This is a genomic window from Kitasatospora cathayae (assembly GCF_027627435.1).
Classification (GTDB): Bacteria; Actinomycetota; Actinomycetes; order Streptomycetales; family Streptomycetaceae; genus Kitasatospora; species Kitasatospora cathayae.
In genome coordinates this window covers 1,236,389-1,257,500 of sequence record NZ_CP115450.1, presented here as the reverse complement: position 1 = coordinate 1,257,500, position 21,112 = coordinate 1,236,389, and the positions used below count along the sequence as shown (strand labels likewise).

At 71.4% G+C, this 21,112-nt stretch carries 13 protein-coding genes and 2 rRNA genes; 12 read left to right on the top strand and 3 right to left on the bottom strand.

Going from position 1 to position 21,112, the window contains the following annotated elements; genetic code table 11:
- The first annotated feature begins 197 nt into the window (after positions 1–197).
- Together O1G21_RS05865 and rrf are read left to right on the top strand one after the other, a co-directional pair.
- A 23S ribosomal RNA gene (locus O1G21_RS05865) occupies positions 198–3,317 on the top strand.
- A gap of 71 nt (positions 3,318–3,388) precedes the next feature.
- Positions 3,389–3,505: ribosomal RNA gene (gene rrf, locus O1G21_RS05860) — 5S ribosomal RNA — on the top strand.
- A gap of 68 nt (positions 3,506–3,573) precedes the next feature.
- Here the strand turns inward: rrf and O1G21_RS05855 are convergent.
- Positions 3,574–4,893, bottom strand: a complete 1,320-nt coding sequence (locus tag O1G21_RS05855; RefSeq protein WP_405000590.1) for an eCIS core domain-containing protein — start codon at positions 4,891–4,893, stop codon at positions 3,574–3,576.
- A gap of 422 nt (positions 4,894–5,315) precedes the next feature.
- Positions 5,316–6,716: a COG1470 family protein gene (locus O1G21_RS05850; RefSeq protein WP_270141384.1), complete on the bottom strand. Its 1,401-nt coding sequence runs from the start codon at positions 6,714–6,716 to the stop codon at positions 5,316–5,318.
- A 133-nt stretch (positions 6,717–6,849) separates the two neighbouring features.
- Between O1G21_RS05850 and O1G21_RS05845 the strand changes: the two genes are divergently transcribed.
- From O1G21_RS05845 to O1G21_RS05810, 8 genes are all read left to right on the top strand, one after another.
- Positions 6,850–7,590, top strand: a complete 741-nt coding sequence (locus O1G21_RS05845) for a helix-turn-helix transcriptional regulator (RefSeq protein WP_270141383.1) — start codon at positions 6,850–6,852, stop codon at positions 7,588–7,590.
- Positions 7,591–7,874: 284 nt separating this feature from the next.
- Complete coding sequence (locus O1G21_RS05840) at positions 7,875–11,120, top strand: hypothetical protein (protein ID WP_270141382.1); 3,246 nt, start codon at positions 7,875–7,877, stop codon at positions 11,118–11,120.
- A 277-nt stretch (positions 11,121–11,397) separates the two neighbouring features.
- A complete protein-coding gene (locus O1G21_RS05835) occupies positions 11,398–12,090 on the top strand; it encodes a DUF4255 domain-containing protein (RefSeq protein WP_270141380.1) in 693 nt (230 codons plus the stop codon).
- A complete protein-coding gene (locus O1G21_RS05830) occupies positions 12,087–14,225 on the top strand; it encodes an ATP-binding protein (protein WP_270141379.1) in 2,139 nt (712 codons plus the stop codon). The genes O1G21_RS05835 and O1G21_RS05830 overlap by 4 nt, the downstream gene beginning before the upstream one ends.
- A gap of 314 nt (positions 14,226–14,539) precedes the next feature.
- A complete protein-coding gene (locus tag O1G21_RS05825; RefSeq protein ID WP_270141378.1) occupies positions 14,540–16,090 on the top strand; it encodes a phage tail sheath family protein in 1,551 nt (516 codons plus the stop codon).
- A 39-nt stretch (positions 16,091–16,129) separates the two neighbouring features.
- On the top strand, positions 16,130–16,570 hold the full coding sequence (locus tag O1G21_RS05820; RefSeq protein WP_030290301.1) for a phage tail protein: 441 nt from the start codon (positions 16,130–16,132) through the stop codon (positions 16,568–16,570).
- On the top strand, positions 16,567–17,070 hold the full coding sequence (locus tag O1G21_RS05815) for a hypothetical protein (RefSeq protein WP_270141374.1): 504 nt from the start codon (positions 16,567–16,569) through the stop codon (positions 17,068–17,070). Before O1G21_RS05820 ends, O1G21_RS05815 begins: the two co-directional genes overlap by 4 nt.
- A complete protein-coding gene (locus O1G21_RS05810; RefSeq protein ID WP_188307682.1) occupies positions 17,067–17,225 on the top strand; it encodes a DUF6760 family protein in 159 nt (52 codons plus the stop codon). The genes O1G21_RS05815 and O1G21_RS05810 overlap by 4 nt, the downstream gene beginning before the upstream one ends.
- Before the next feature lie 257 nt (positions 17,226–17,482).
- On the opposite strand, the gene O1G21_RS05805 is transcribed toward O1G21_RS05810, so the two are convergent.
- Positions 17,483–17,842, bottom strand: a complete 360-nt coding sequence (locus tag O1G21_RS05805) for a hypothetical protein (protein ID WP_270141370.1) — start codon at positions 17,840–17,842, stop codon at positions 17,483–17,485.
- Between the two features lie 2,499 nt (positions 17,843–20,341).
- Here O1G21_RS05805 and O1G21_RS05800 point away from each other — a divergent pair.
- Together O1G21_RS05800 and O1G21_RS05795 are read left to right on the top strand one after the other, a co-directional pair.
- Positions 20,342–20,599: a hypothetical protein gene (locus tag O1G21_RS05800; protein WP_270141368.1), complete on the top strand. Its 258-nt coding sequence runs from the start codon at positions 20,342–20,344 to the stop codon at positions 20,597–20,599.
- A 72-nt stretch (positions 20,600–20,671) separates the two neighbouring features.
- Positions 20,672–21,097 carry a phage tail protein gene (locus tag O1G21_RS05795; protein ID WP_270141367.1) on the top strand — a complete coding sequence of 142 codons (426 nt, stop codon included), beginning with the start codon at positions 20,672–20,674 and terminating at the stop codon, positions 21,095–21,097.
- The last annotated feature ends 15 nt before the right edge of the window (positions 21,098–21,112 follow it).

The following is a 21,112-nucleotide window of genomic DNA, read 5'->3' as shown; positions in this document are numbered from 1 at the left end:
ATTCGGTAGGGCTTGTTAGTACTGCTTCGGCGTGGAACACAGGGTCTCTGGCGGGTGTGTCGGGCACGTTGTTGGGTCCTGAGGGAACGGGAGTTGCCTCATGGTTGCCGGCCTCACTCGAGGTAGCCCGGTTCGGGTTGTCGAGGGTGTGTGACTGGTCGTTGTTTGAGAACTGCACAGTGGACGCGAGCATCTGTGGCCAAGTTTTTAAGGGCGCACGGTGGATGCCTTGGCACCAGGAACCGATGAAGGACGTGGGAGGCCGCGATAGGCCCCGGGGAGCTGTCAACCGAGCTTTGATCCGGGGGTGTCCGAATGGGGAAACCCGGCAGTCGTCATGGGCTGTCACCCGCTGCTGAACACATAGGCAGTGTGGAGGGAACGCGGGGAAGTGAAACATCTCAGTACCCGCAGGAAGAGAAAACAACCGTGATTCCGGGAGTAGTGGCGAGCGAAACTGGATGAGGCTAAACCGTATTGGTGTGAGACCCGGCAGGGGTTGCCAATGCGGGGTTGTGGGAATGAGCTTCAGTCGTCTGCCGGCGGCTGGGCGAGTCAGAAACCGTATGGGTAGTCGAAGGACATGCGAAAGGTCCGGCGTAGAGGGTAAGACCCCCGTAGACGAAATCTGTACGGCTTGCTTGCTCATCTCCCAAGTAGCACGGGGCCCGAGAAATCCCGTGTGAATCTGGCGGGACCACCCGCTAAGCCTAAATATTCCCTGGTGACCGATAGCGGATAGTACCGTGAGGGAATGGTGAAAAGTACCGCGGGAGCGGAGTGAAATAGTACCTGAAACCGTGTGCCTACAAGCCGTGGGAGCGTCGTCAGTCGGCTTGCCGGCTGGCCGTGACTGCGTGCCTTTTGAAGAATGAGCCTGCGAGTTTGCGGTGTGTAGCGAGGTTAACCCGTGTGGGGTAGCCGTAGCGAAAGCGAGTCCGAATAGGGCGGTTGAGTTGCATGCCCAAGACCCGAAGCGGAGTGATCTAGCCATGGGCAGGTTGAAGCGCGGGTAAGACCGTGTGGAGGACCGAACCCACCAGGGTTGAAAACCTGGGGGATGACCTGTGGTTAGGGGTGAAAGGCCAATCAAACTCCGTGATAGCTGGTTCTCCCCGAAATGCATTTAGGTGCAGCGTCACGTGTTTCTTGCCGGAGGTAGAGCACTGGATAGGCGATGGGCCTTACCGGGTTACTGACCTTAGCCAAACTCCGAATGCCGGTAAGTGAGAGCGTGGCAGTGAGACTGTGGGGGATAAGCTCCATGGTCGAGAGGGAAACAGCCCAGAACACCGACTAAGGTCCCTAAGCGTGTGCTAAGTGGGAAAGGATGTGGAGTCGCAGAGACAACCAGGAGGTTGGCTTAGAAGCAGCCACCCTTGAAAGAGTGCGTAATAGCTCACTGGTCAAGTGATTCCGCGCCGACAATGTAGCGGGGCTCAAGCACACCACCGAAGTCGTGTCATTGCAGCAATACTCCTAACGGGGGCTGTGATGGGTAGGGGAGCGTCGTGTGCCGGGTGAAGCGGCCGAGGAATCGAGTCGTGGACGGTATACGAGTGAGAATGCAGGCATGAGTAGCGATACAAGAGTGGGAAACTCTTGCGCCGATTGACCAAGGGTTCCTGGGTCAAGCTGATCTGCCCAGGGTAAGTCGGGACCTAAGGCGAGGCCGACAGGCGTAGTCGATGGACAACGGGTTGATATTCCCGTACCCGCTTTGAAGCGCCAACGCTGAACCAGGTGATGCTAAGGCCGTGAAGCCGTCCCGGATCCTTCGGGTGAAGGGAAGTGGTGGAGCCGCCGGTCCAAGTCTGCAGTAGGTGAGCGATGGGGTGACGCAGGAAGGTAGTCCAGCCCGGGCGGTGGTTGTCCCGGGGTAAGGGTGTAGGACGTGGGGTAGGCAAATCCGCCTCACATATAGTCTGAGACCTGATGCCGAGCCGATTGTGGTGAAGTGGATGATCCTATGCTGTCGAGAAAAGCCTCTAGCGAGTTTCATGGCGGCCCGTACCCCAAACCGACTCAGGTGGTCAGGTAGAGAATACCGAGGCGTTCGGGTGAACTATGGTTAAGGAACTCGGCAAAATGCCCCCGTAACTTCGGGAGAAGGGGGGCCATTCCTGGTGACGGGCTTTGCGCCTTGAGCTGGGGGTGGCCGCAGAGACCAGCGAGAAGCGACTGTTTACTAAAAACACAGGTCCGTGCGAAGCCGTAAGGCGATGTATACGGACTGACGCCTGCCCGGTGCTGGAACGTTAAGGGGACCGGTTAGCTTAGTTTCGACTAGGCGAAGCTGAGAACTTAAGCGCCAGTAAACGGCGGTGGTAACTATAACCATCCTAAGGTAGCGAAATTCCTTGTCGGGTAAGTTCCGACCTGCACGAATGGCGTAACGACTTCTCGACTGTCTCAACCATAGGCCCGGTGAAATTGCATTACGAGTAAAGATGCTCGTTTCGCGCAGCAGGACGGAAAGACCCCGGGACCTTTACTATAGCTTGATATTGGTGTTCGGTTCGGCTTGTGTAGGATAGGTGGGAGACTGTGAAGCAGCAACGCCAGTTGTTGTGGAGTCGCCGTTGAAATACCACTCTGGTCGTGCTGGATGTCTAACCTGGGTCCGTGATCCGGATCAGGGACAGTGTCTGGTGGGTAGTTTAACTGGGGCGGTTGCCTCCTAAAGGGTAACGGAGGCGCCCAAAGGTTCCCTCAGCCTGGTTGGCAATCAGGTGTTGAGTGTAAGTGCACAAGGGAGCTTGACTGTGAGACTGACGGGTCGAGCAGGTACGAAAGTAGGGACTAGTGATCCGGCGGTGGCTTGTGGAAGCGCCGTCGCTCAACGGATAAAAGGTACCCCGGGGATAACAGGCTGATCTTCCCCAAGAGTCCATATCGACGGGATGGTTTGGCACCTCGATGTCGGCTCGTCGCATCCTGGGGCTGGAGTAGGTCCCAAGGGTTGGGCTGTTCGCCCATTAAAGCGGTACGCGAGCTGGGTTTAGAACGTCGTGAGACAGTTCGGTCCCTATCCGCTGTGCGCGTAGGAGTGTTGAGAAGGGCTGTCCCTAGTACGAGAGGACCGGGACGGACGAACCTCTGGTGTGCCAGTTGTTCTGCCAAGGGCATGGCTGGTTGGCTACGTTCGGGAGGGATAACCGCTGAAAGCATCTAAGCGGGAAGCCTGCTTCGAGATGAGCACTCCCACCTCCTTGAGAGGGTAAGGCTCCCAGTAGACGACTGGGTTGATAGGCCGGATATGGAAGCCCTGTGAGGGGTGGAGTTGACCGGTACTAATAGGCCGAGGGCTTGTCCTCAGTTGCTCGCGTCCACTGTGTTGTTCTGAAACAACGACTGCCTTGTCGGCGGGTCGACAGTTTCATAGTGTTTCGGTGGTCATAGCGTGAGGGAAACGCCCGGTTACATTCCGAACCCGGAAGCTAAGCCTCACAGCGCCGATGGTACTGCAGGGGGGACCCTGTGGGAGAGTAGGACGCCGCCGAACAATTCTTCAGAAAAGGCCCCATCCGGTTTCCGGGTGGGGCCTTTTCGCGTTCCGGAGCTCCTGCGGCTTCAGCCGTTTCCCGTGGCGGAGGCCACCGTGGACAGGTCGACGTTCCAGGTGAACTCGCCGGCCGGGTGGGCGGCGATGGGGGAGGGCTGGTCGGGGTTCTCGGGGTCGAAGGCGGACTCCAGGGTGTGGGTGACCACGGGGCTGGTCCAGGCGGGCATCGTCCGGTTCCAGGGGTCGGCCCGGTGGGCGACCTTCCAGCGGAAGGAGACCTGGTAGGACTTCAGCCAGTACCCGGGGGTCATCCGCGCCGAGGTGGAGAAGCCGGGGTTGTCGTTGAACTCGATCGCGTTCTGGGTGTCGTTGATGACCGCGTTGTTGTAGGGCGGGTGGTAGGGGCCGTCTTGCATCCAGGGGCGGCTGGACGGGGTTTCGGGGAAGCCCTTCTTCGACTGCACGATCTGGACGTTGGAGTCGGTGACCTCCTGCCAGAAGTGGTAGTTGGTCGAGACCCGCTGCGGGGCGCCCGGCGGGTTCTTCAGCCGTGCCACCTGCTGGAAGCCGATGCTCTGGGTGTCGTTCAGCTTCTGGGCGGCCGGTCCCTCGTAGTCCGAGGTGAACTCCAGGACGGGCCGGTCGAGGTCGAGGTTCGCGGCGCGGGCCTTGCCGCGGGTGGTGCGGCCCGAGGGCGTGGGGAGTTCGGCGGCTTCCGCCTTGCGCTTGGGAGGCATCCGCTGCAGGGATGCGCCCGCCCGGGGGGAGCGGCCGTCGGGTCCGGGCTCCGGCTTCTCGTGGGCGAGCGGGGCCGACAGCGCGCGGACGGCGTTGGCCTCGGCCTCGCGTTCGTGGCGGTCGGACGGGTCGGAGACCCGCAGGCCGTCGCCGCGGTCGGTGCCGGCGACCGGGCCCCGGCGTTGCTGGATGACGTGGGTGAGTTCGTGGGCCAGGGTGTGCCGGTCGCCGCCGTCGGCTCCGAGCACCACGTGGTTGCCCGAGGTGTAGGCGCGGGCGCCGACTTCGGCCGCGGAGGCGCGAGCCGTGCTGCCGGTGTGCAGCCGTACGTCGGAGAAGTCGGCGCCGAGGCGGGACTCCATCTCGCGGCGGGTGGTGGCGTCCAGGGGCTGTCCGGCGGTCCGGGGCACCTGGTGCACCAGGGAGCGCTGGAGTGGCAGTTCGTCCTGCGCGTCGGAGCCGCGGGAGCTGCTTGTACTGCTGGCGCCGCGTCGGGTGTGCTGGACCAGGCGGGTCACCGCGGCGTTGCCGATGGACCGTTGCAGGGCCAGTGCGGTGCCGGCCCTCGGACCCGGGCCCGGGCGCACGGCGCGGGTGGCAGCGGGGGTGGCGGCCGGGTCGGTGCGGCGGTCCGGCTGGTTGGTGCGCACGAGCTCGGGTTCCTTCCTCCTTGTGGCGATTTTGTGCGTATACGGCCCCGGGGGCGCCGTATACGCGCGAACGACGCAAAGCTACTGCTGTACTGATGAACCGTCAGTAGTGCGACCGGGGCAGACTTCGCCGCCCGCGGGGACCGTTCGCTTGCCCCGGGAGGGCGCGGCAGGCTTCCCCGGAAGGGCAGGCGGGCGGCGCGGGCGCGGTTCGGGCGGGTTGTCAGTCGACGGGCGACCGGTCACGGTGTCCAGCGGATGTTGACATGATCGCGGGGCGCGAGGGGAGGTGTGGAAGGGGGAGATCGCGGAGACGTACGGGTCGGGTCCGGTGTGAGGGGCCCGTTGACATCGTCGGGGCGTCCGGTGCACCTTTCCGGTCCGGTTGCCCGGGGAGGGAATGTCCACCTTGTGCCACCGATTCAGTTTCCCTGCCTGATGTCGCTCAACGATCCGCTGACGTTGAGGAGTTCGTGGCACGTGGCCGCCTGCTTGCCCGAGGCCGGGGTGCCCGGCGACTCGCAGGTCACGGTCGCCGTCACTGCCTGGTCCTCGGGGACCTGGATGGGAGTCACCCAGTGGTAGTCCTGGTTGCGGAAGGTCTCCAAGGCGATGGTGGTGATCGTCTGCTTGCCGGCCGTGATGGTCAACAGCCCCTGGTCGCCCTGGAAGTTGGCGACCACGATGTCCGTGATGTCGAACACCTTGCCGTGCGGGACCTGATAACTGCCGGTGGATGCGGCGCCGTTCGCGGTCTGCACGTCGACGGTGGCGGAGCTCTGCCGTCCGGTACCGGGCTCGGCCAGGCCCGGGCCGGGGGCGCGGCCACCGGCGCTCGGCTGGCCGGCACCCGGCTTGACCTGGCCGCCGGGGTTCCCGGCGGCGGGTGCCGTGGGCGCACCGCCGGGTGCGGCGGCGCTCGGGGCCGGGGTGGCGCTGCTCTGCTGGGCGACGGCCTGCTCGGCGGCCTGCTTCGCGGAACTGCGCACCGCCGGGCGGACCAGGGCGAACCAGGCCAGCAGCAGCGCGAGCAGCGCCGCCAGGAGGGCGAGCAGCCACTTGGGGAAGACCGGGAGTTGGATGAACTCGCCGTCGAGGAGGGGCCGTTGAACGATCGTGAGGCCTTCGGTCGAGGCGGTCCCGCCCTTGGCGTCCCGGCTCTTGGCGTCAGGGGTCCTGGTGTTGGTGGCCTCGGCGTTCGCGTCCTTGCCGGTGTCGGCCTGCTCCGGTCCCACCGTGACCTCGAACGGCCAGGAGGCCGGTTTGCCGAACCAGATCAGCTTGCGGGCGCGCGCCTGCAGGCGCAGCTCGCCGGACTCGCCGGGTTCGAGGCGCAGCCGTTCCGGGGTGGCCCGGAACCGCAGCTCCTCGCCGGCCTGTCCGGGCGTGAGGACCATGGTGGCGGGGGCGTTGCCGAGGTTGCGCACCGAGGTCCGGTAGCGGCCGCGCAGCCAGCCGCGGCGGCGCCGGGGCGCGAGCGCGGCCTGCAGCTCGTGGAACGGCGTCACGGTGACGGTGGTCTCCGGGACCGTCACCAGCTCGGGGCGCTCGGTCGGCAGGACCCGGATGCCGAGTGGGAACTCACCGGCCCGGGCGGCGGACGATCGCGGTGGGGCGAGGCGCACCGTCACCGTCTCGGACGTCCCCGGGTAGAGCGAGACCCGGGCCGGCTCGACCGTCGTCCACGGGGCGCATTCGCCGACGACCTCCAGCGTGTACGCCTCCACGATGTCGAGGTCGTTGCGCACCGTCAGCGTCGTGGTGGCCACGCCACCGGGCGCCACCGTCAGCGCGGACAGGCCGAGTTCGGCGGATGTGGTCATGGCGTGACGGTAGGACCGGCGGACCGTCCGCGGAGAGGGCCGTACGGGCAAGCCGTGGGCACACCCCTTGCCCGTGCGGACCGACCGACCCTGCCCGGCACCGCCGCAGGCCCACTGGAGAATGGAGAGCTCGATGACGTCGACCGAAACACCCCGTGGCGAAGCAGTCACCACCCCCCGGATTCCGGTGGCGCAACGTTCCGGCAGCGCCCGCCCGGCCGGCCCGCGCGTCCCCGTCCAGGCGCGCAGGCCCGGCCAGATACCCGTGGCGGTGTACGCCGAGGACCTCATCCTGCAGACCGGCGTGGTCCAACAGCTGCGCCAGCGGCCTGAGGTGGAGCTGCTGAGCGAGAGCGAGGCGGGCCGGGCGGAGGTCTCCCTGCTGGTGGTCGACGCCCTCACCGAGGCGGTCGCCGAGCACCTGCGCAAGCTGCGACTCGCCACCTCGGGCCGAATCGGCCTGGTGGTGGGCCAGTTCGAGGCCGGCGGGCTGCAGACGATCGTCGAGTGCGGGGTCGCCGCCGTGATGCGTCGCTCGGAGGCGGACCAGGACCGGCTGGTGCACCTCATCACCGCCCTGGCCAACGGCGAGGGAGTGATGCCGGGGGACCTGCTCGGTGAGCTGCTCGACCGGATCGGGATGCTCCAGCGCACCATGCTCGACGGGCGGGGCCTGACCCTGTCGACCCTGACGGCCCGGGAGGCGGAGATGCTCCGGCTGGTCGCCGAGGGCTTCGACACCAGTGAGATCGCCGCGAAGACCTCGTACTCCGAACGCACCGTCAAGAACGTGCTGCACGAGATCATCACGCGGCTGGGGCTGCGCAATCGGGCGCACGCGGTGGGGTACGCCATGCGGCGCGGTCTGATCTGAGCGGTGCGGCCGGTGGTGCGCGGGCGAATGAGACGTACGTGCGTCTTGGGCGGACGTACGTCTGAGGCGGACGTACGTCTGAAGCTTTGCCGAGGCACCGGATTGGCCGTGTCGGACGTCTGTGTTAGACGGGCGATCGTCTGGGACATTCGTCCAAGCCGTGGCGGCCTGCCCTTTGCGGACACCGTCGTTACCCCCGGCTCGGGCGCCCGGGCCCTGTTCCCGGGCGCCCGAGCCGGTGAGACTGCCGGGGAGACCGCCCCTGCCATCCTGTGAGGTCGCAAGTGACCGGCGCCACCGGCACTCCCCGCTCCATCCGGCGGCCGGCCCGGGCCGCCGTCGCGGTGCTGCTCGCGCTGGCGGCCGCCGTGCTGACCCTGGGCTCCGCGCCCGGTGGACCGGGCGGCCCGGTGACCCCAGCCGCGTCCGCCGAGGACCCGGCCGGCGGTCGGATCGTCTACGCCGGCACCAACCACCGCGGCCTCGGCCGGGTGACCGGGACGGAATCCAGTACCCCGTTGTTCGGGCCCGGCCCGGTCCACTTCGACCAGGAGCCCTCGGCCCGCGGCGACGAACTGGTCTTCACCAGCCTGCGGGACGGCCCGCTGCCCCAGGTGTACCTGCACGACGCGGCCGGCGCGGTGCACCGGCTCACCACCGGCATGGACACCGCCCACCCCGCCCTCGCCCCGAACGGCAAGGGCGTCGTCTTCGAGGCCCTGGAACCCAGGAAGGACGGCACCTCCCAGCACGTCCTGTGGGCGGTCGACCAGGACGGCACCGGCCTGCGCCGGCTGACCGACGGAGCCGCCGACGAGACCCACCCGACGGTCTCGCCCGACGGCCGGTGGGTCGCGTATGCCTGCGCCGGCGAGCCCGGACACATCCAGATCTACCTGCGGCCGTTCACCGGCGGCGCGCCCGTCAAGGTCACCAACGTGACCAGCGGGGACGCCGTCGACCCGACCTGGAACCCGCTGGACGACGACGCCCACCGCAACCAGATCGTCTACACCTGGGACCAGGGCGACAAGGGCCGGACCCTGATGCTCACCTCGCCCACCGGCGGCGACAGGGCGTTCTTCCCCGGCACCGGCTCCAACTGGAAGACCGGCTCCGCCTCCTGGCTGGCCGACGGCAGCGGGGTCCTCTTCCTCAGCGCCGATCGGCTCACCCCCAAGACACCGGTCCAGCAGGCCGACCCGCCGCAGCCCCCGCCGCAGCCCCCGGTGCAGCCCCCGGTGCTGAACCTGTACCGTGCGCCGACCTGTTCCTGCACCGACCCCCAACTCCTCTACAGCACCAACCGGTTGATCGCCACGCCGACCTGGCTGGGCCCGCAGAACGGAGGCGGGCCGGTGGTGGAGCAGACCAGTGCCGCCGCCGCCAACGTCGCCGACCTCCAGGACATCCGCCCCGACGGCGCCGACCCGCGCGACCTCGGCATCAGCGTGCTCACGGAGGACCCGGCCGCCGACACCAACACCAACCCCGACCCGGCCGCCGACCCGCTCTTCCACCCCCGCCCCGGCTACGACCCGTGGTACGAACGGCAGGCCTACACGCCCGACGGCCGGCAGATCGTGGTCACCCGTTACGAGGACTCGCCGGCCGGCCGGATCGAACGGATCTGGCTGGCCGACGCCGACGGCTCGAACCCGCACCCGATGAACCTCGCCGGGCGCGGCCCCACCGACCGGGACACCGACCCGTCCCTCTCCCCGGACGGCAAGCTGATCGTGTTCAGCCGCAGCTCCCCGGGCGGCGGACAGGAACCCGCCCGCGCGGGCCGGCTCCTGATCGCCCAGGTGGCCACGGGCGCGATCGTCGGCACCGTCCAGCCGCCGGCCGACCAGCCGGGGGCGGCGGACGGCGAGCCCTTCTGGTCCCCAGACGGCAAGCTCATCGCCTTCTCCCGGACCGCCGTGATCAACGGCAACCCCGGCAACAGGCACATCTGGACCGTGCCCGCCGACGACCTCACCCGGCAGAACGACCTCAGCCGCACGGCCTGCCCGGGCAGTTGCAACGTCATCGACGACAGCCCCGCGTTCGCCCCCGACGGCCGCCGGATCGCCTTCAACCGCAAAGCCGGCGACGGCGGGAACAACCGGCAGGACGGCGTGGTGGTCACCACACCGGCCGGCGACGACTGCACGGTGGTCCTGCCCGCCGGGCTCGGCGACGGCGCCTGCACCCGCCCGCTGCCCGACCGCTCCGCCGGCCCCTTCCAGCCCCGCGACGTCGCCTGGACGGCCAACGGCGCGCAGCTGGTGCTCACCTCCCGGCGGGCCGCGCCGCCGAGCGCACCGGAGGGGCTCAAGATCTACGACTTCGCGACAGCGAAGCTCACCCCGCTCGACTGGCGGCTGCCGGGGCGCCAGAAGGAGCCGGCCGTCCAGCAGTCCGTCCACCTGATGCTGAGCGCGCCGCCCCGGACCCCGGCCGTCCCCGTCGACGGCGGCACCGACGTGACGGTCACCGTCACCGACAAGGGCCCCGCGCCCTCGCCCGGCACCGTCCTGACGGCCTCGGTACCGACCGGCGCCCGACTCGGCCGGTTGACCACCCCGGTCGGGCAGTGCGATGCGGCGGCGTTGCGCTGTGAGCTCGGCACCCTGGCGCCGGGGGCGCAGGTCCGGGTGACCGCCACCCTGATCGGCACCCGGGTCGGCGACCGGCAGTTCGGCTGGAGCGTCACGGGGACGGTGGTCGACCCGAATCCTGAGAACGGGTCCGCGGAGACGATCCTGCCGGTGCTGGAGGCGCCTACGCCCTCGCCTACGCCCACGCCCTCGCCGACCGCCTCGCCGAGTCCGACTCCGACGCCCACGCCGACCCCGACCCTGACCCCGACAGCCACCCCCACGCCCGCACCGCCGCCGCGGGCCGGCCTCGGCGTGGCGGTCGAGGCCCAGCCGAACCCGGGCTACGTGGGCGGCCACGTGACCGTCAGCTACACCGTGCGCAACACCGGCCAGGCCCTGGCGACCGGGCTGCGCCTGACCCTCGGCCTGCCCGCGGGGATGCCCACCGAGGCGTTGCCCCCGGGTTGCCGAAGCGGGGGCTGCCAGCTCGCCGACCTGGCGCCCGGCGGCAGCCAGGTGGTCCGGGTGGTGCTGTCACCCGTGGCGGCACTGGAGACCACCATCACCGCGGAGCTGACCACCACGGGCACCGACGCCACCCCGGGCCCGCACCGGGCGAGCACCCCGCTGCGCATCCTGCAGCCCCGCATCGTCGCCGTCCCGCCGATCGGCAAGCCCGGCTTCGTGACCTCCGTCCGAGGCGTGGACTTCCCGCCCGGCGCCCCGGTCCGCTTCACCTGGCAGCCCGGCATCACCGCCGCCGCGGCCCCCACCTACCCGAGGGCCGACGGGACCTTCGCGGGCCAGCTGCTGATCCTCCCGAAGGACGAGACGGGCCCGCGAACCATCACCGCCGACGGCCCCGGCTTCTCCCCGGTCACCACCCCGTTCCTGGTGGTGGAAGGCAGCATCGGCCCACCGGGGGAGGTGGAGCGGCGGTGATCCGCGAGGTGGATTCGCGGGTTGGGGCCGGTCCGGTGGGGCGCCGGCCCGGGAGTCGGTGGCGTGGCGTGCCGCCGATGGGCGGTGTCTGTGCGCGCGCGGTTCGTGGGCAGGTGGGCGGGATGTCGCGGTTGCAGCGGGCCGGGTCGGGGCCGATCCGGTGGTGTGTGGGGGTTGAGGTGGTGTTCGACGTACCGGCCCGGGAGTCGGCGGCTCGGCGTACGGGGTTGTCCGGCGGAGCCCGTCCGTGCGGGATGCGCGGGGAGGTGGAGCGGCGGTGATTCATGAGGTGGACGAGGGGCTGCGGCTGCTGCTTGTCGAGGCCGGGCTGCCGGAGCGGGGGGTCGAGGTGGTGTTCGATGCGCCGACCCGGGACCTCGCGGCCCGGCGTACCGCGCCGACGGTCAGCGTGTTCCTGTACGGGATCCGGGAGGAGACGGCCCGTCGGCAGGCCGGGGCCGTTGCCGAGCACGATGCGGACGGGCTGGTGGTCGGCCACCGACCGGCGCCGCGCTGGTTCGAACTGGGCTACCTGGTGACCGTCTGGACCAACCGGCCGCAGGACGAACACCGGTTGCTGGCCGAGGTGTTGCAGTGTCTGACCGCCGTGGACGCGTTGCCCGTCCGGGTGCTGACCGGATCGCTCGCCCGGCTCGGGCTGACCGTCGGGCTGGACATCGCGGGGCGGGACACGGGCCTGCCGTCGGTGTCCGACGTGTGGTCCGCGCTCGGCGGGGAGCTGCGGCCCTCGATCGACCTCAGGGTACTCGCCCCGCTGGCCGGCGGGCTCACCCCCGCCGGGCCGCCGGTCACCGAGGGGCTGGTGGTGCACGTCGGAGACACCGACGACGGCTCGGGAGGCCGCCGGCTGCGCTACCACGGCGCCGGGGACCCGGGACCGGACGGCTTCGCCGCGCCCCGGGAGCGTGCGCTGCCGCCGGGCCGCAGGGCGCGGGGTGGAGCACGGTGAGCCTCGACCTCGGATCGGCGGTGAACGGCGCGCCGCCCGGCCACGACCACCTGTGGGAACGGCTGCAGCGGGTCGAGCAGCGGGTCCGGGCGGCGGTGCGCGAGCGCCGGGCCGACGATCCGGACCCGGACGACCCGTACCGTGGCCAGTACCTCGGCCCGGAGGCGGTGGAACGGATCCTGGCGTCCTCCGCCCCGACGGGCTTCGCCGCTGCGGGCCGGGCGGACGCGGCCGACCCGCCGCCCGGCTCCCGGATCGCCCGGCTCGGCGCCGACTTCGGCCTGCTCCCGGTGGACCTCGACCTCCTCCTCGTCGCTCTCGCGCCCGACCTCGACACCCGCTTCGAGCAGCTCTACGGCTACCTCAACGACGACCTGACCCGACGCCGGGCCACCGTCGCGCTGGCCCTGGAACTGTGCGGACTGCCGGGGGCGGGCGCGGGCCGCTTCCGGTTCTCCGCCCGCGCCCCGCTGATCGCCGGCGGCCTCCTGGAGATCACTGAAGCCGAGCGTCCGCTGCTCTCCCGCACCCTGCGCGTGCCGGACCGGGTGACGGCCCATCTGCTGGGCGACGACGAGCCGGACGACGCGCTCGCCGGCCTGGCGCGCCGCGCCGCACCGTACCCCGGAGCCGACGCGCGGCCCGTCGACCGGCTGCGCGCGACCGCGACCGCGGCGTACGGCGGGCCGGTGTACCTGCTGGACCGGGCCGGGCACGCCGGCCCGCTGGCGGTGGCCGCCCTCGCGGCCGATGGCCGACCGCCCCTGGTCGTCGACGCCGCCGCGGTGGCCGCCGCCCACCCGTCGGCGGGCATCGTGCGGGTGCTCGCGCGCGAGGCCCGGCTGGGCGGGGGCGGAGTGGTGCTCGGGCCGCTGGACCGGCTGGAACCCGAACGACCCGAGCGGGCGGCCCTGTTGCGCGAGCTGTGCGCGGCGCTCGGGCCCGTCCCGCTGATCGTGCACGGCCCGCAGGCGTGGGACCCGGCCTGGGCGCGGGAGAGCCCCGTGGTGGTCACGGTCCCCGCGCCCGACGCGCGCGAGCTGGCCGGGCAGTGGGCCCGCGCACTGGCCGCCGGCGGCGCGCCGCTGAGCGGGGAGCTGACGGAGGGGCTGACGGAGGAGCGGGCCGAGGAGCTGTCGGAGGAGCTGGCCGAGGCGGTGGCCGCCTACCGGCTGGACCGGGAGAAGCTGGAGCGGGCCGCCTCGGTGGCGGCCAGGACGGCGGCCGCCGAGCGTCGTCCGGTGCGCGCCGAGGACCTGCGGGCCGCCGTACGGGCGCAGAACGCCGCAGGCCTCGCCCGGCTCGCCCGCCGGATCGAGCCCGCCGTCGGCTGGGCCGACCTGGTGCTGCCCGACCCCACCGCAGGCCGGCTGCGCGAGCTCGTGCTGCGGGCCCGGCACCGCGACCGGGTGCTCGGGCAGTGGCGGATGCGGCCGGGCGGCGGCCGGGGCAACGGGGTGATCGCCCTGTTCGCGGGGGAGTCCGGCACCGGCAAGACGATGTCCGCCGAGGTGGTCGCCGCCGAGCTCGGCATGGAACTGTACGTCGTGGACCTCTCCACCGTGGTGGACAAGTACATCGGCGAGACCGAGAAGAACCTGGACCGGGTCTTCACCGAGGCCGCGCAGGTCAACGCCGTTCTGCTGTTCGACGAGGCGGACGCGCTGTTCGGGAAGCGCTCACAGGTCAAGGACGCCCACGACCGCCACGCCAACGTGGAGACGGCCTACCTGCTCCAGCGGATGGAGTCCTTCGACGGGATCGCGGTGCTGACCACCAACCTGCGCGCCAACCTCGACGAGGCGTTCACCCGGCGCCTGGACGTCATCGCGGAGTTCCCGCTGCCCGACCAGGCGCAGCGGCGCCTCCTGTGGGACCGCTGCCTGGGGCCGCGGCTGCCCCGCGGTGACGACCTCGACCTGGACTTCTGCGCCCGTCACTTCGAGCTCACCGGCGGTTCCATCCGGGCCTGCGCGGTCTCCGCGGCCTACCTGGCCGCCGGCACGGGCGCCCCGCTGGGCATGGCGCAGCTGGTCGCCGCGGTGGTCGGGGAGTACCGCAAGCTCGGCCGGCTGGTGCTGGAGAGCGAGTTCGGGCCGTGGCTGGGCGTCCTCGGGGACACCGGGCTCGGCTGACCCCGTGCTCATTCACGTCCGGGACGGTCGGGCCCCCGGGGCGCCTGTGCGGACCCGTCGGGCTGCCCGCGGGGGCAGCCGGTGCTGCCCCCGGTCCGGGACCTCGGGACATGGTCCGGACAGCACCCGCACCGCAGACTCGGGGGCGAGTGATCAGCAAGTGATCAGCGAGCGATCCGGATCCACCCGCGAACGATCCGAGCGATCCAGGATCGACCCGCGAGCGACCTGAGACCGACCTCAGATCGCCTCAGATCGACCCAGATCGACCCGCGAATGACCGGCGAAATGACTGGCCAGCCGAAGGAGCGCGTATGCCGTCGTACCTCACCCCGGGCGTGTACGTGGAGGAGGTCCAGTCCGGTGCCCGGCCGATCGAGGGGGTCGGCACAGCCGTCGCCGCCTTCGTCGGCTTCGCCGGGTCCGGTCCCTTCCACGAGCCCACGCTGGTGACCAACTGGGACCAGTACGTCCAGCGGTTCGGCGGCTTCACCGAGGGCACCTACCTGGCGCACTCGGTGTACGGCTTCTTCGCCAACGGCGGCGGCTCCGCCTACGTCGTCCGGGTCGGCGACCCGGCCCGGCAGACCCCCGGCGCCGCCCCGGCCCCGGTCCGTGCCGCGGCCCCGCCGGTCGCGGTCGCGGGCTTCCTGTACTCGGCGCTGCCCGGCGCGGGCGGCGAGGTGTCCGTCGAGATCGCCGACGCGGAGGGCGAGAACGTCCCCGAGGACCGGTTCCGGCTGCTGGTCCGCCGGGGCGCCGAGGTCGTGGAGAGCTACGACGTCTCGACCCGGAAGAACACCAAGGGATACGTCGTCACCCAGCTGCGCGACTCCAAGCTGGTCTCGGTCGCCGAACAGCCCGGTACCGCGCCGAGCCGCCCCGAGCGGCAGACCCACGCGCTCCCCGCCGCCCCCGCCCTCGCGCCCGGGCCGGTCGCGGCCCCCGCCACCCGGCTCGATCCCGCCGAGTACGTCGGCGACGCCGCCGACCGGACCGGCTTCTCGGGCCTGGAGGCGATCGACGAGATCACCATGGTCGCGGTGCCCGACCTGATGAGCGCCTACCAGCGCGGCGACCTCGACGACGAGGGCCTGCGCACCGTCCAGCTGGCCGTGATGTCCCACTGCGAGCAGATGGGCGACCGGATCGCCGTACTCGACCCGCCGCCCGGTCTGAACGCCCAGCGGATGCGCACCTGGCGCAACGAGGAGGCGGGCTTCGACTCCCGCTACGCCGCCCTCTACTACCCGTGGATCAAGGTGTTCGACCCGGCCAGCGGCCGCAACGTGCTGGTCCCGCCGAGCGGGCACGTCGCCGGGGTGTGGGCGCGCAGCGACGCCGAACGCGGCGTGCACAAGGCGCCCGCCAACGAGGTGATCCGCGGCGCGGTGGACCTCGAACTCCGGCTCAGCAAGGGCGAACAGGACCTGCTGAACCCGATCGGCGTCAACTGCGTCCGGGCGTTCCCCGGGCGCGGCATCCGGATCTGGGGCGCGCGCACCCTCTCCTCCGACCCCGCCTGGCGCTACCTGAACGTGCGCCGACTGTTCAACTACCTCGAGGAATCGATCCTCCTGGGGACCCAGTGGGTGGTCTTCGAACCCAACGACGACCGGCTGTGGTCCAGCATCCGCCGGAACATCACCGCGTTCCTCACCGAGGAGTGGCGGCGCGGTGCACTGTTCGGCCAGACCGCGGCCGAGGCCTTCTACGTCAAGTGCGACCGCGACAACAACCCGCCGGAGTCCATCGACCTCGGCCAGGTGATCTGCGAGATCGGCGTCGCCCCGGTGAAGCCGGCCGAGTTCGTGGTGTTCCGGCTGGCCCAGTTCTCCGACAGCACGAGCCTCGTCAACGAGTGATCCACTCCGTCGGTAACCATCGGAAGGTGACAGCACACCATGGCTGAAGGCGATCCGCTCTCCACACACATCTTCGGCGTCCAACTCGGCGGCTACAACGTCGAGTCCGTCAAGGAGATCAGCAACCTGACGGTCGAACAGGACGTCGTCGAGTACAAGCAGGTGACCCAAGAGGGCAAACTGATCGTCCGCAAGCAGCCCGGCGCCCGGCTGCCCGGCGAGGTGACCATCACCCGCGGCCTGGACAAGAGCGGCGCGTTCACGGACTGGATCAAGGAAACCCTCAACAACGGGGCGATCAACACCGCGCGGCAGAACCTCACCATCGAGGTCAAGGACACCACCGGCGCCACCCTGCGGCGCATCCAGCTGACCAACGCCTGGGCGAGCCGCTGGGAGGGCCCCACGCTCAGCGCGGGCGAGTCCAGCGCCGCGACGGAGACCGTGACCATCGTGTTCGAGGAGATCAGCGTCGAATGAGGCGGAAGATCGGCCTGGACGAACTGCTGGAACGGGCCCCGGCTCAGGGCCCGGGTCCGGCTTCGGTCCCGGCCTCGGGCCCGGTGACGCAGCACGAGGCCCCGGGGCAGGCCCCCACCCGGGGGCGGTCGCCGCACACCGAGTTCGAGTTCGAGCTGCCGCTCGGCTACGTCGACGACGAGGGCACCGTGCACCGGCACGGCGCGATGCGGCTGGCCACCGCCCGGGACGAGCTGATGCCGCAGATCGACCTGCGGGTCAAGGAGAACCCGGCCTACCTCAGCGTGGTGCTGCTCAGCCACGTCATCACCAGGCTGGGCGACGTCACCGACGTGCACGCCGGGATCGTCGAGCGGATGTACGCCACCGACGTCGCGTTCCTCCAGGACCTCTACCAGCGGATCAACAGCGAAGGCCACACGCGCGCCGCCGTGACCTGCCCGCACTGCGACGGCGCCTTCGAGGTCGACCTCGCCGGTGGGCGCCTGGGGGAATCGTGACGTACGCGCCTGCTCGGCTGTACGAGGAGATCGCGTACATCGCCTACCACTTCCACTGGCCGAGGGAGGACCTCCTCGACCTCACCCACCGGGAACGCGGGCAGTGGGTGCGTGAGATCGCGCGCATCAACTCCCGTGTCAGCGAGGGAGGGTGAGTGGCGTGGGGCTGCGGGGCTGGATCGCACGGCGGCGTCGGGCCGACGGTGGTGCGGAGGCCGTCGGGACCACCGGGACCACCGGTACCGTCGGGACCACCGGTACGGGCGAGGCCGCCCGGCGACGGCCGGCGGTCGACGGCGCGGACGGCGGCTGGCGTGCGGTGACGCCGCTCGTGCCGACCCTGGCCGGGACGGCGCCCGGGGTCAGCGACGGCCTGACGTTCCGCTCCCGGCTCGCCTCCTGGCAGGACCCCTCACTGTGCGGACCGCTCGGCCACGCGGTCCTGCCGTCCGCGCCGACGGGCATCCTGCGGGCGGTGGCGGCGCCGGGCGTACCGGCGGCCGTCGCCGGGGGCCGGGACGAGCTCCTCCTGCCGGCTGCCGTGGGCGGCGCGGTGGGAGAGGGAGAGAACGAAGCGGCGGGTCGGGAAGGGGACGGGGAACGGCGGGAGGCGCGGCCGGTCCAGCGGTCCGTCCGACTGCGGCGGCTGCCCGTCCGGTCGGGTCCGCGCCCGGCGCGTACGGGCGGGGGCGGCCGTGGGGGCGAACGGCGAGCCGGGGTGGAGGGCGGTGCGGCGACGCCTGGTGCTGCGAATCCTGGTGCTGCGACGCAAGTCCCGTCGCAGCCTGAGGCGTTGACCTCCGATGTGCCGGGGGGTGCTGCGCCGGAGGCCGGCACGCGGGCGCCCGGCGCCGCGACGCCGGATGCGATCGCGGTACCCCCGCGTCGGAGTGACGTGGCCGGTCGGGCCCAGCCTCATTCCGTGCGGCCGCGGCCCGTCGGCGAACCGCTGACCGTGGCCCGACGCCCACGGTTGCTGCCTGTGCGTCCGGTGCCCTCCGTCTCCCGGCCGGGCAGGCCGCGCGAAGGCGTCGTCGGGCCGTCGACGCAGGACGCCGACCCGGCGCTGCCGGTAGCCGCGGCAGTTGAACAGGCCCATGGGGCAGGCGGGTTGGTGAGCCGCGAGGCCGTCGCGCCTAAGCGGAGCGGGTCGGGCGAAGGGGCGGTCCAGCGTGCCGCCGCGATTGGCGCTGAAGCACCCACCCGTCCGGTCCTCGGTGCGCCTCTGACCGCGCTGCCTGCGAGCGCCTCACCCGTGGCCGCCACCGGCTCCCGGGCGACGGAGCGCGTCCCGGGGGCGGCCATGCCCGTTGTGCGTGCTGCTGCGGAATCCGCCGGTCCCGAGGCGAGTGGGCCTGGCGGCAGCCCCAAACAGCCGGCGACCCACCCCGAGCGTCGGCCCGTCGGCGGCCTGTCTGTTCAGCGCTCGTCGTCCGAGGCCGCTGCTCCGGGTGCCCTGCCCTCGCCTGCGCCTACCTCGGCCCCTGCCCCTGCCCGTACCCGTGGGGGCCTGGGCGCGCCGCTCGACGCGCTGCCGCCGACGGCGGCAGCGCCGGGCGGCAGTGCTCCGAAGCTCAGCGGGCGCCGACCGGTCCGGCGTGTCACGGGCCCGACGGCGGGTGACACCGGAGGCCGAAACGAGCGGAGTGTGCCTTCGGCCGGCGAAGAGCCACGCGTGCAGCGTGCCACTTCGCGGCCCGGTACCGGGCCGATGGGCCCAACTCCGCCGCCACCGAGGGAAAATGGTGCCCGACCTGCGAGGCGGAGCGGCCTTGCCGGGACGCAGGCCGACCCCGGCTCGGGGCGGGAGAGCGGCCCGGCGGTGGACCCGGTGACTGTTCCCGTGCGTCCGGTCGTTGGCGGCTCGGGCGTGCAGCGCGCCATCGAACTCACCAGCAGGAGGCGCGGGTTGATCGGTGAGCGCCCGATCTCGGTCGCCCTCGCCGCTCCGGCAGCGCCCTTCGCGAGCAGCGCGACCGCTCCCGCGGGCTCCCGCACGGCACCACCGCCGCCACCCGTGGTCCCCGTAGTTTGGCCCGATGCGCTCGCGTCTCGCGCGGACGACGAACCGGCTGCGGGGCCGTCGCTGACTCCCGGCGGTGGCTGGGAGGGCGGGAGCGGCGCTGCTCCGCAGCGCTCCGGGGCACGCCGTTCGCCGAGCGTGGGGGAGCGCCGGAGGACCACGGCCACGGCAGGGCAGCCGGTAGCGGGGGCGGTGGGTCGCTCGTCCGGCGCGGGCGTGGTGCGTGGGGTCGTGGGTGCTGTGCAACGCTCGGTTTCCCGACGTGCGGCTGCGGATCAGAGCTCGGCGCCTCTCGGCGCGCCGGGTGCCGCCGAGGCGGTGGCTCGGTCGTCCGGCGCGGGCGTGGTGCGTGGGGTCGTGGGTGCTGTGCAGCGCTCGGGTTCCCGACGTGTGGCTGCCGGTCGTCCTGCAGCGCAGGGGAGTTCGGCGCCTCTCGGTGCGCCGGGTGCCGCCGAGGCGGTGGGTCGCTCGTCCGGCGCGGGCGTGGTGCGTGGGGTCGTGGGTGCTGTGCAGCGCTCGGGTTCCCGACGTGTGGCTGCCGATCGTCCTGCAGCGCAGGGGAGTTCGGCGCCTCTCGGCGCGCCGGGTGCCGCCGAGGCGGTGGGTCGGTCGTCCGGCCCGGGCATGGTGCGTGGCGTTGTGGCTGCTGTGCAACGCTCGCGGTCCCGGCGTGCGGCCGAGCGTGGAGTCAGCCGGATGGCCGTCGATCGCCCTGCGGTGCAAGCGAGTTCGACCTCTCTGAATGCACCGGGCTTTTCGTCCGCTCCCGGAGCGTCGCGTGGAGTCGCGGCTCCCGTGCAAGGCTCGCGCTCCCCGCGCGCGGCGGCCCGTCGTCCATCGGTGCAAGGGAGTTCGGCGTCGCCGGATGCCTCGCCGATGACGGCGGTCCCAGCGAGCGGCCGGCCCCAACGTCCCCGTGCAGCGGTGCCGTCCACGCGCGTGGTCCGGCTCGCGCCGCCGTCGGTTCAGCCGCTGCCGTCCGCGGAGCTGCCGGCAGGGCCCCCGCCGGTTGTGCCGCGAGCCCTGCCTCCTGGGCGCGCCGAGAGCACTCCGCCCGCGCCCGTGGTGCGGCCCGCGCCCCCGGCGGTCCCGTCGGTTCAGCGGCTGCCGACCGCGTCCCGGCCGCTGCCGACACCGCAGCCGCCGGGAGAGCCCTCGCCGACGGCGGCGCGAGCCCTGACGCCCGCGCGCCCGGCGAGCACCCCGCCGGTACGACCCGCATCGCCCGCGCCGGGTACGGCGCGGCTGTTGCAACGGGTGGCCGAGCAGGCGGGCCTGTCCGGGGTGCCGTTGACCGCCGTCCCGGCGCGCGCGCCGGCCACCGTGCAGGCCGCCCCGCCGAAGGCCTCCCCGCCCGCCGCGCCCGCCGAAGCCCCTGACGCCGCCGCGCCCGCCGACCTCGACGAACTGGCCCGGCGCCTGGTCGAACCGGTCGGGCGGCTACTGCGCACCGAGCTGCGCCGGGGCAGGGAGCGCGCCGGGAGACCGTACGACCTGCGCCGATGAGCACAGGGAGACCAACACCTCACGCACACCCCTCACCGCAAATCGCAAGCCGCCAGCACGAAACGGGGACCGATGACCGACAACATCTTCGCGAGCAGCGTGTTCTTCAGCCTGACCATCGGCGGCAACGACCTGGGCGAGTTCACCACCTGTTCGGGTCTCGGCGCCCAGGTCGAGATCGAGCAGTACGCGGAGGGCGGCAACAACGGTTTCGCCTGGCAGCTGCCGGGCCGCATCACCTGGTCGAACATCACGCTGACCCGCGCCGTCACCGCGGACAGCGCCAAGATCGCGCGGTGGCTGGGCGAGATCGTCCGCAAGGTCGAGCCGAAGGACGGCGAGATCGTGGCGCTGCGGCCGGACTTGAGCCGGATCGTCGGCTGGCAGGTGCTGGGGATCGTCCCGGTGCGCTGGGAGGGTCCGTCCTTCGATCCCGCCAACTCCCAGGCGGCGGTGGAGAGTCTGGAGATCGCCCACGCGGGCCTGCGCCCGTCCTGATCCCGCTTCACGTCG

What these genes read in the sequence shown, in the direction of transcription:
- O1G21_RS05850 (WP_270141384.1), bottom strand. Translation starts at nt 6,716, where the DNA reads ATGACCACATCCGCCGAACTCGGCCTGTCCGCGCTGACGGTGGCGCCC.
- O1G21_RS05845 (WP_270141383.1), top strand. Translation starts at nt 6,850, where the DNA reads ATGACGTCGACCGAAACACCCCGTGGCGAAGCAGTCACCACCCCCCGG.
- O1G21_RS05825 (WP_270141378.1), top strand. Translation starts at nt 14,540, where the DNA reads ATGCCGTCGTACCTCACCCCGGGCGTGTACGTGGAGGAGGTCCAGTCC.
- O1G21_RS05820 (WP_030290301.1), top strand. Translation starts at nt 16,130, where the DNA reads ATGGCTGAAGGCGATCCGCTCTCCACACACATCTTCGGCGTCCAACTC.
- O1G21_RS05815 (WP_270141374.1), top strand. Translation starts at nt 16,567, where the DNA reads ATGAGGCGGAAGATCGGCCTGGACGAACTGCTGGAACGGGCCCCGGCT.
- O1G21_RS05795 (WP_270141367.1), top strand. Translation starts at nt 20,672, where the DNA reads ATGACCGACAACATCTTCGCGAGCAGCGTGTTCTTCAGCCTGACCATC.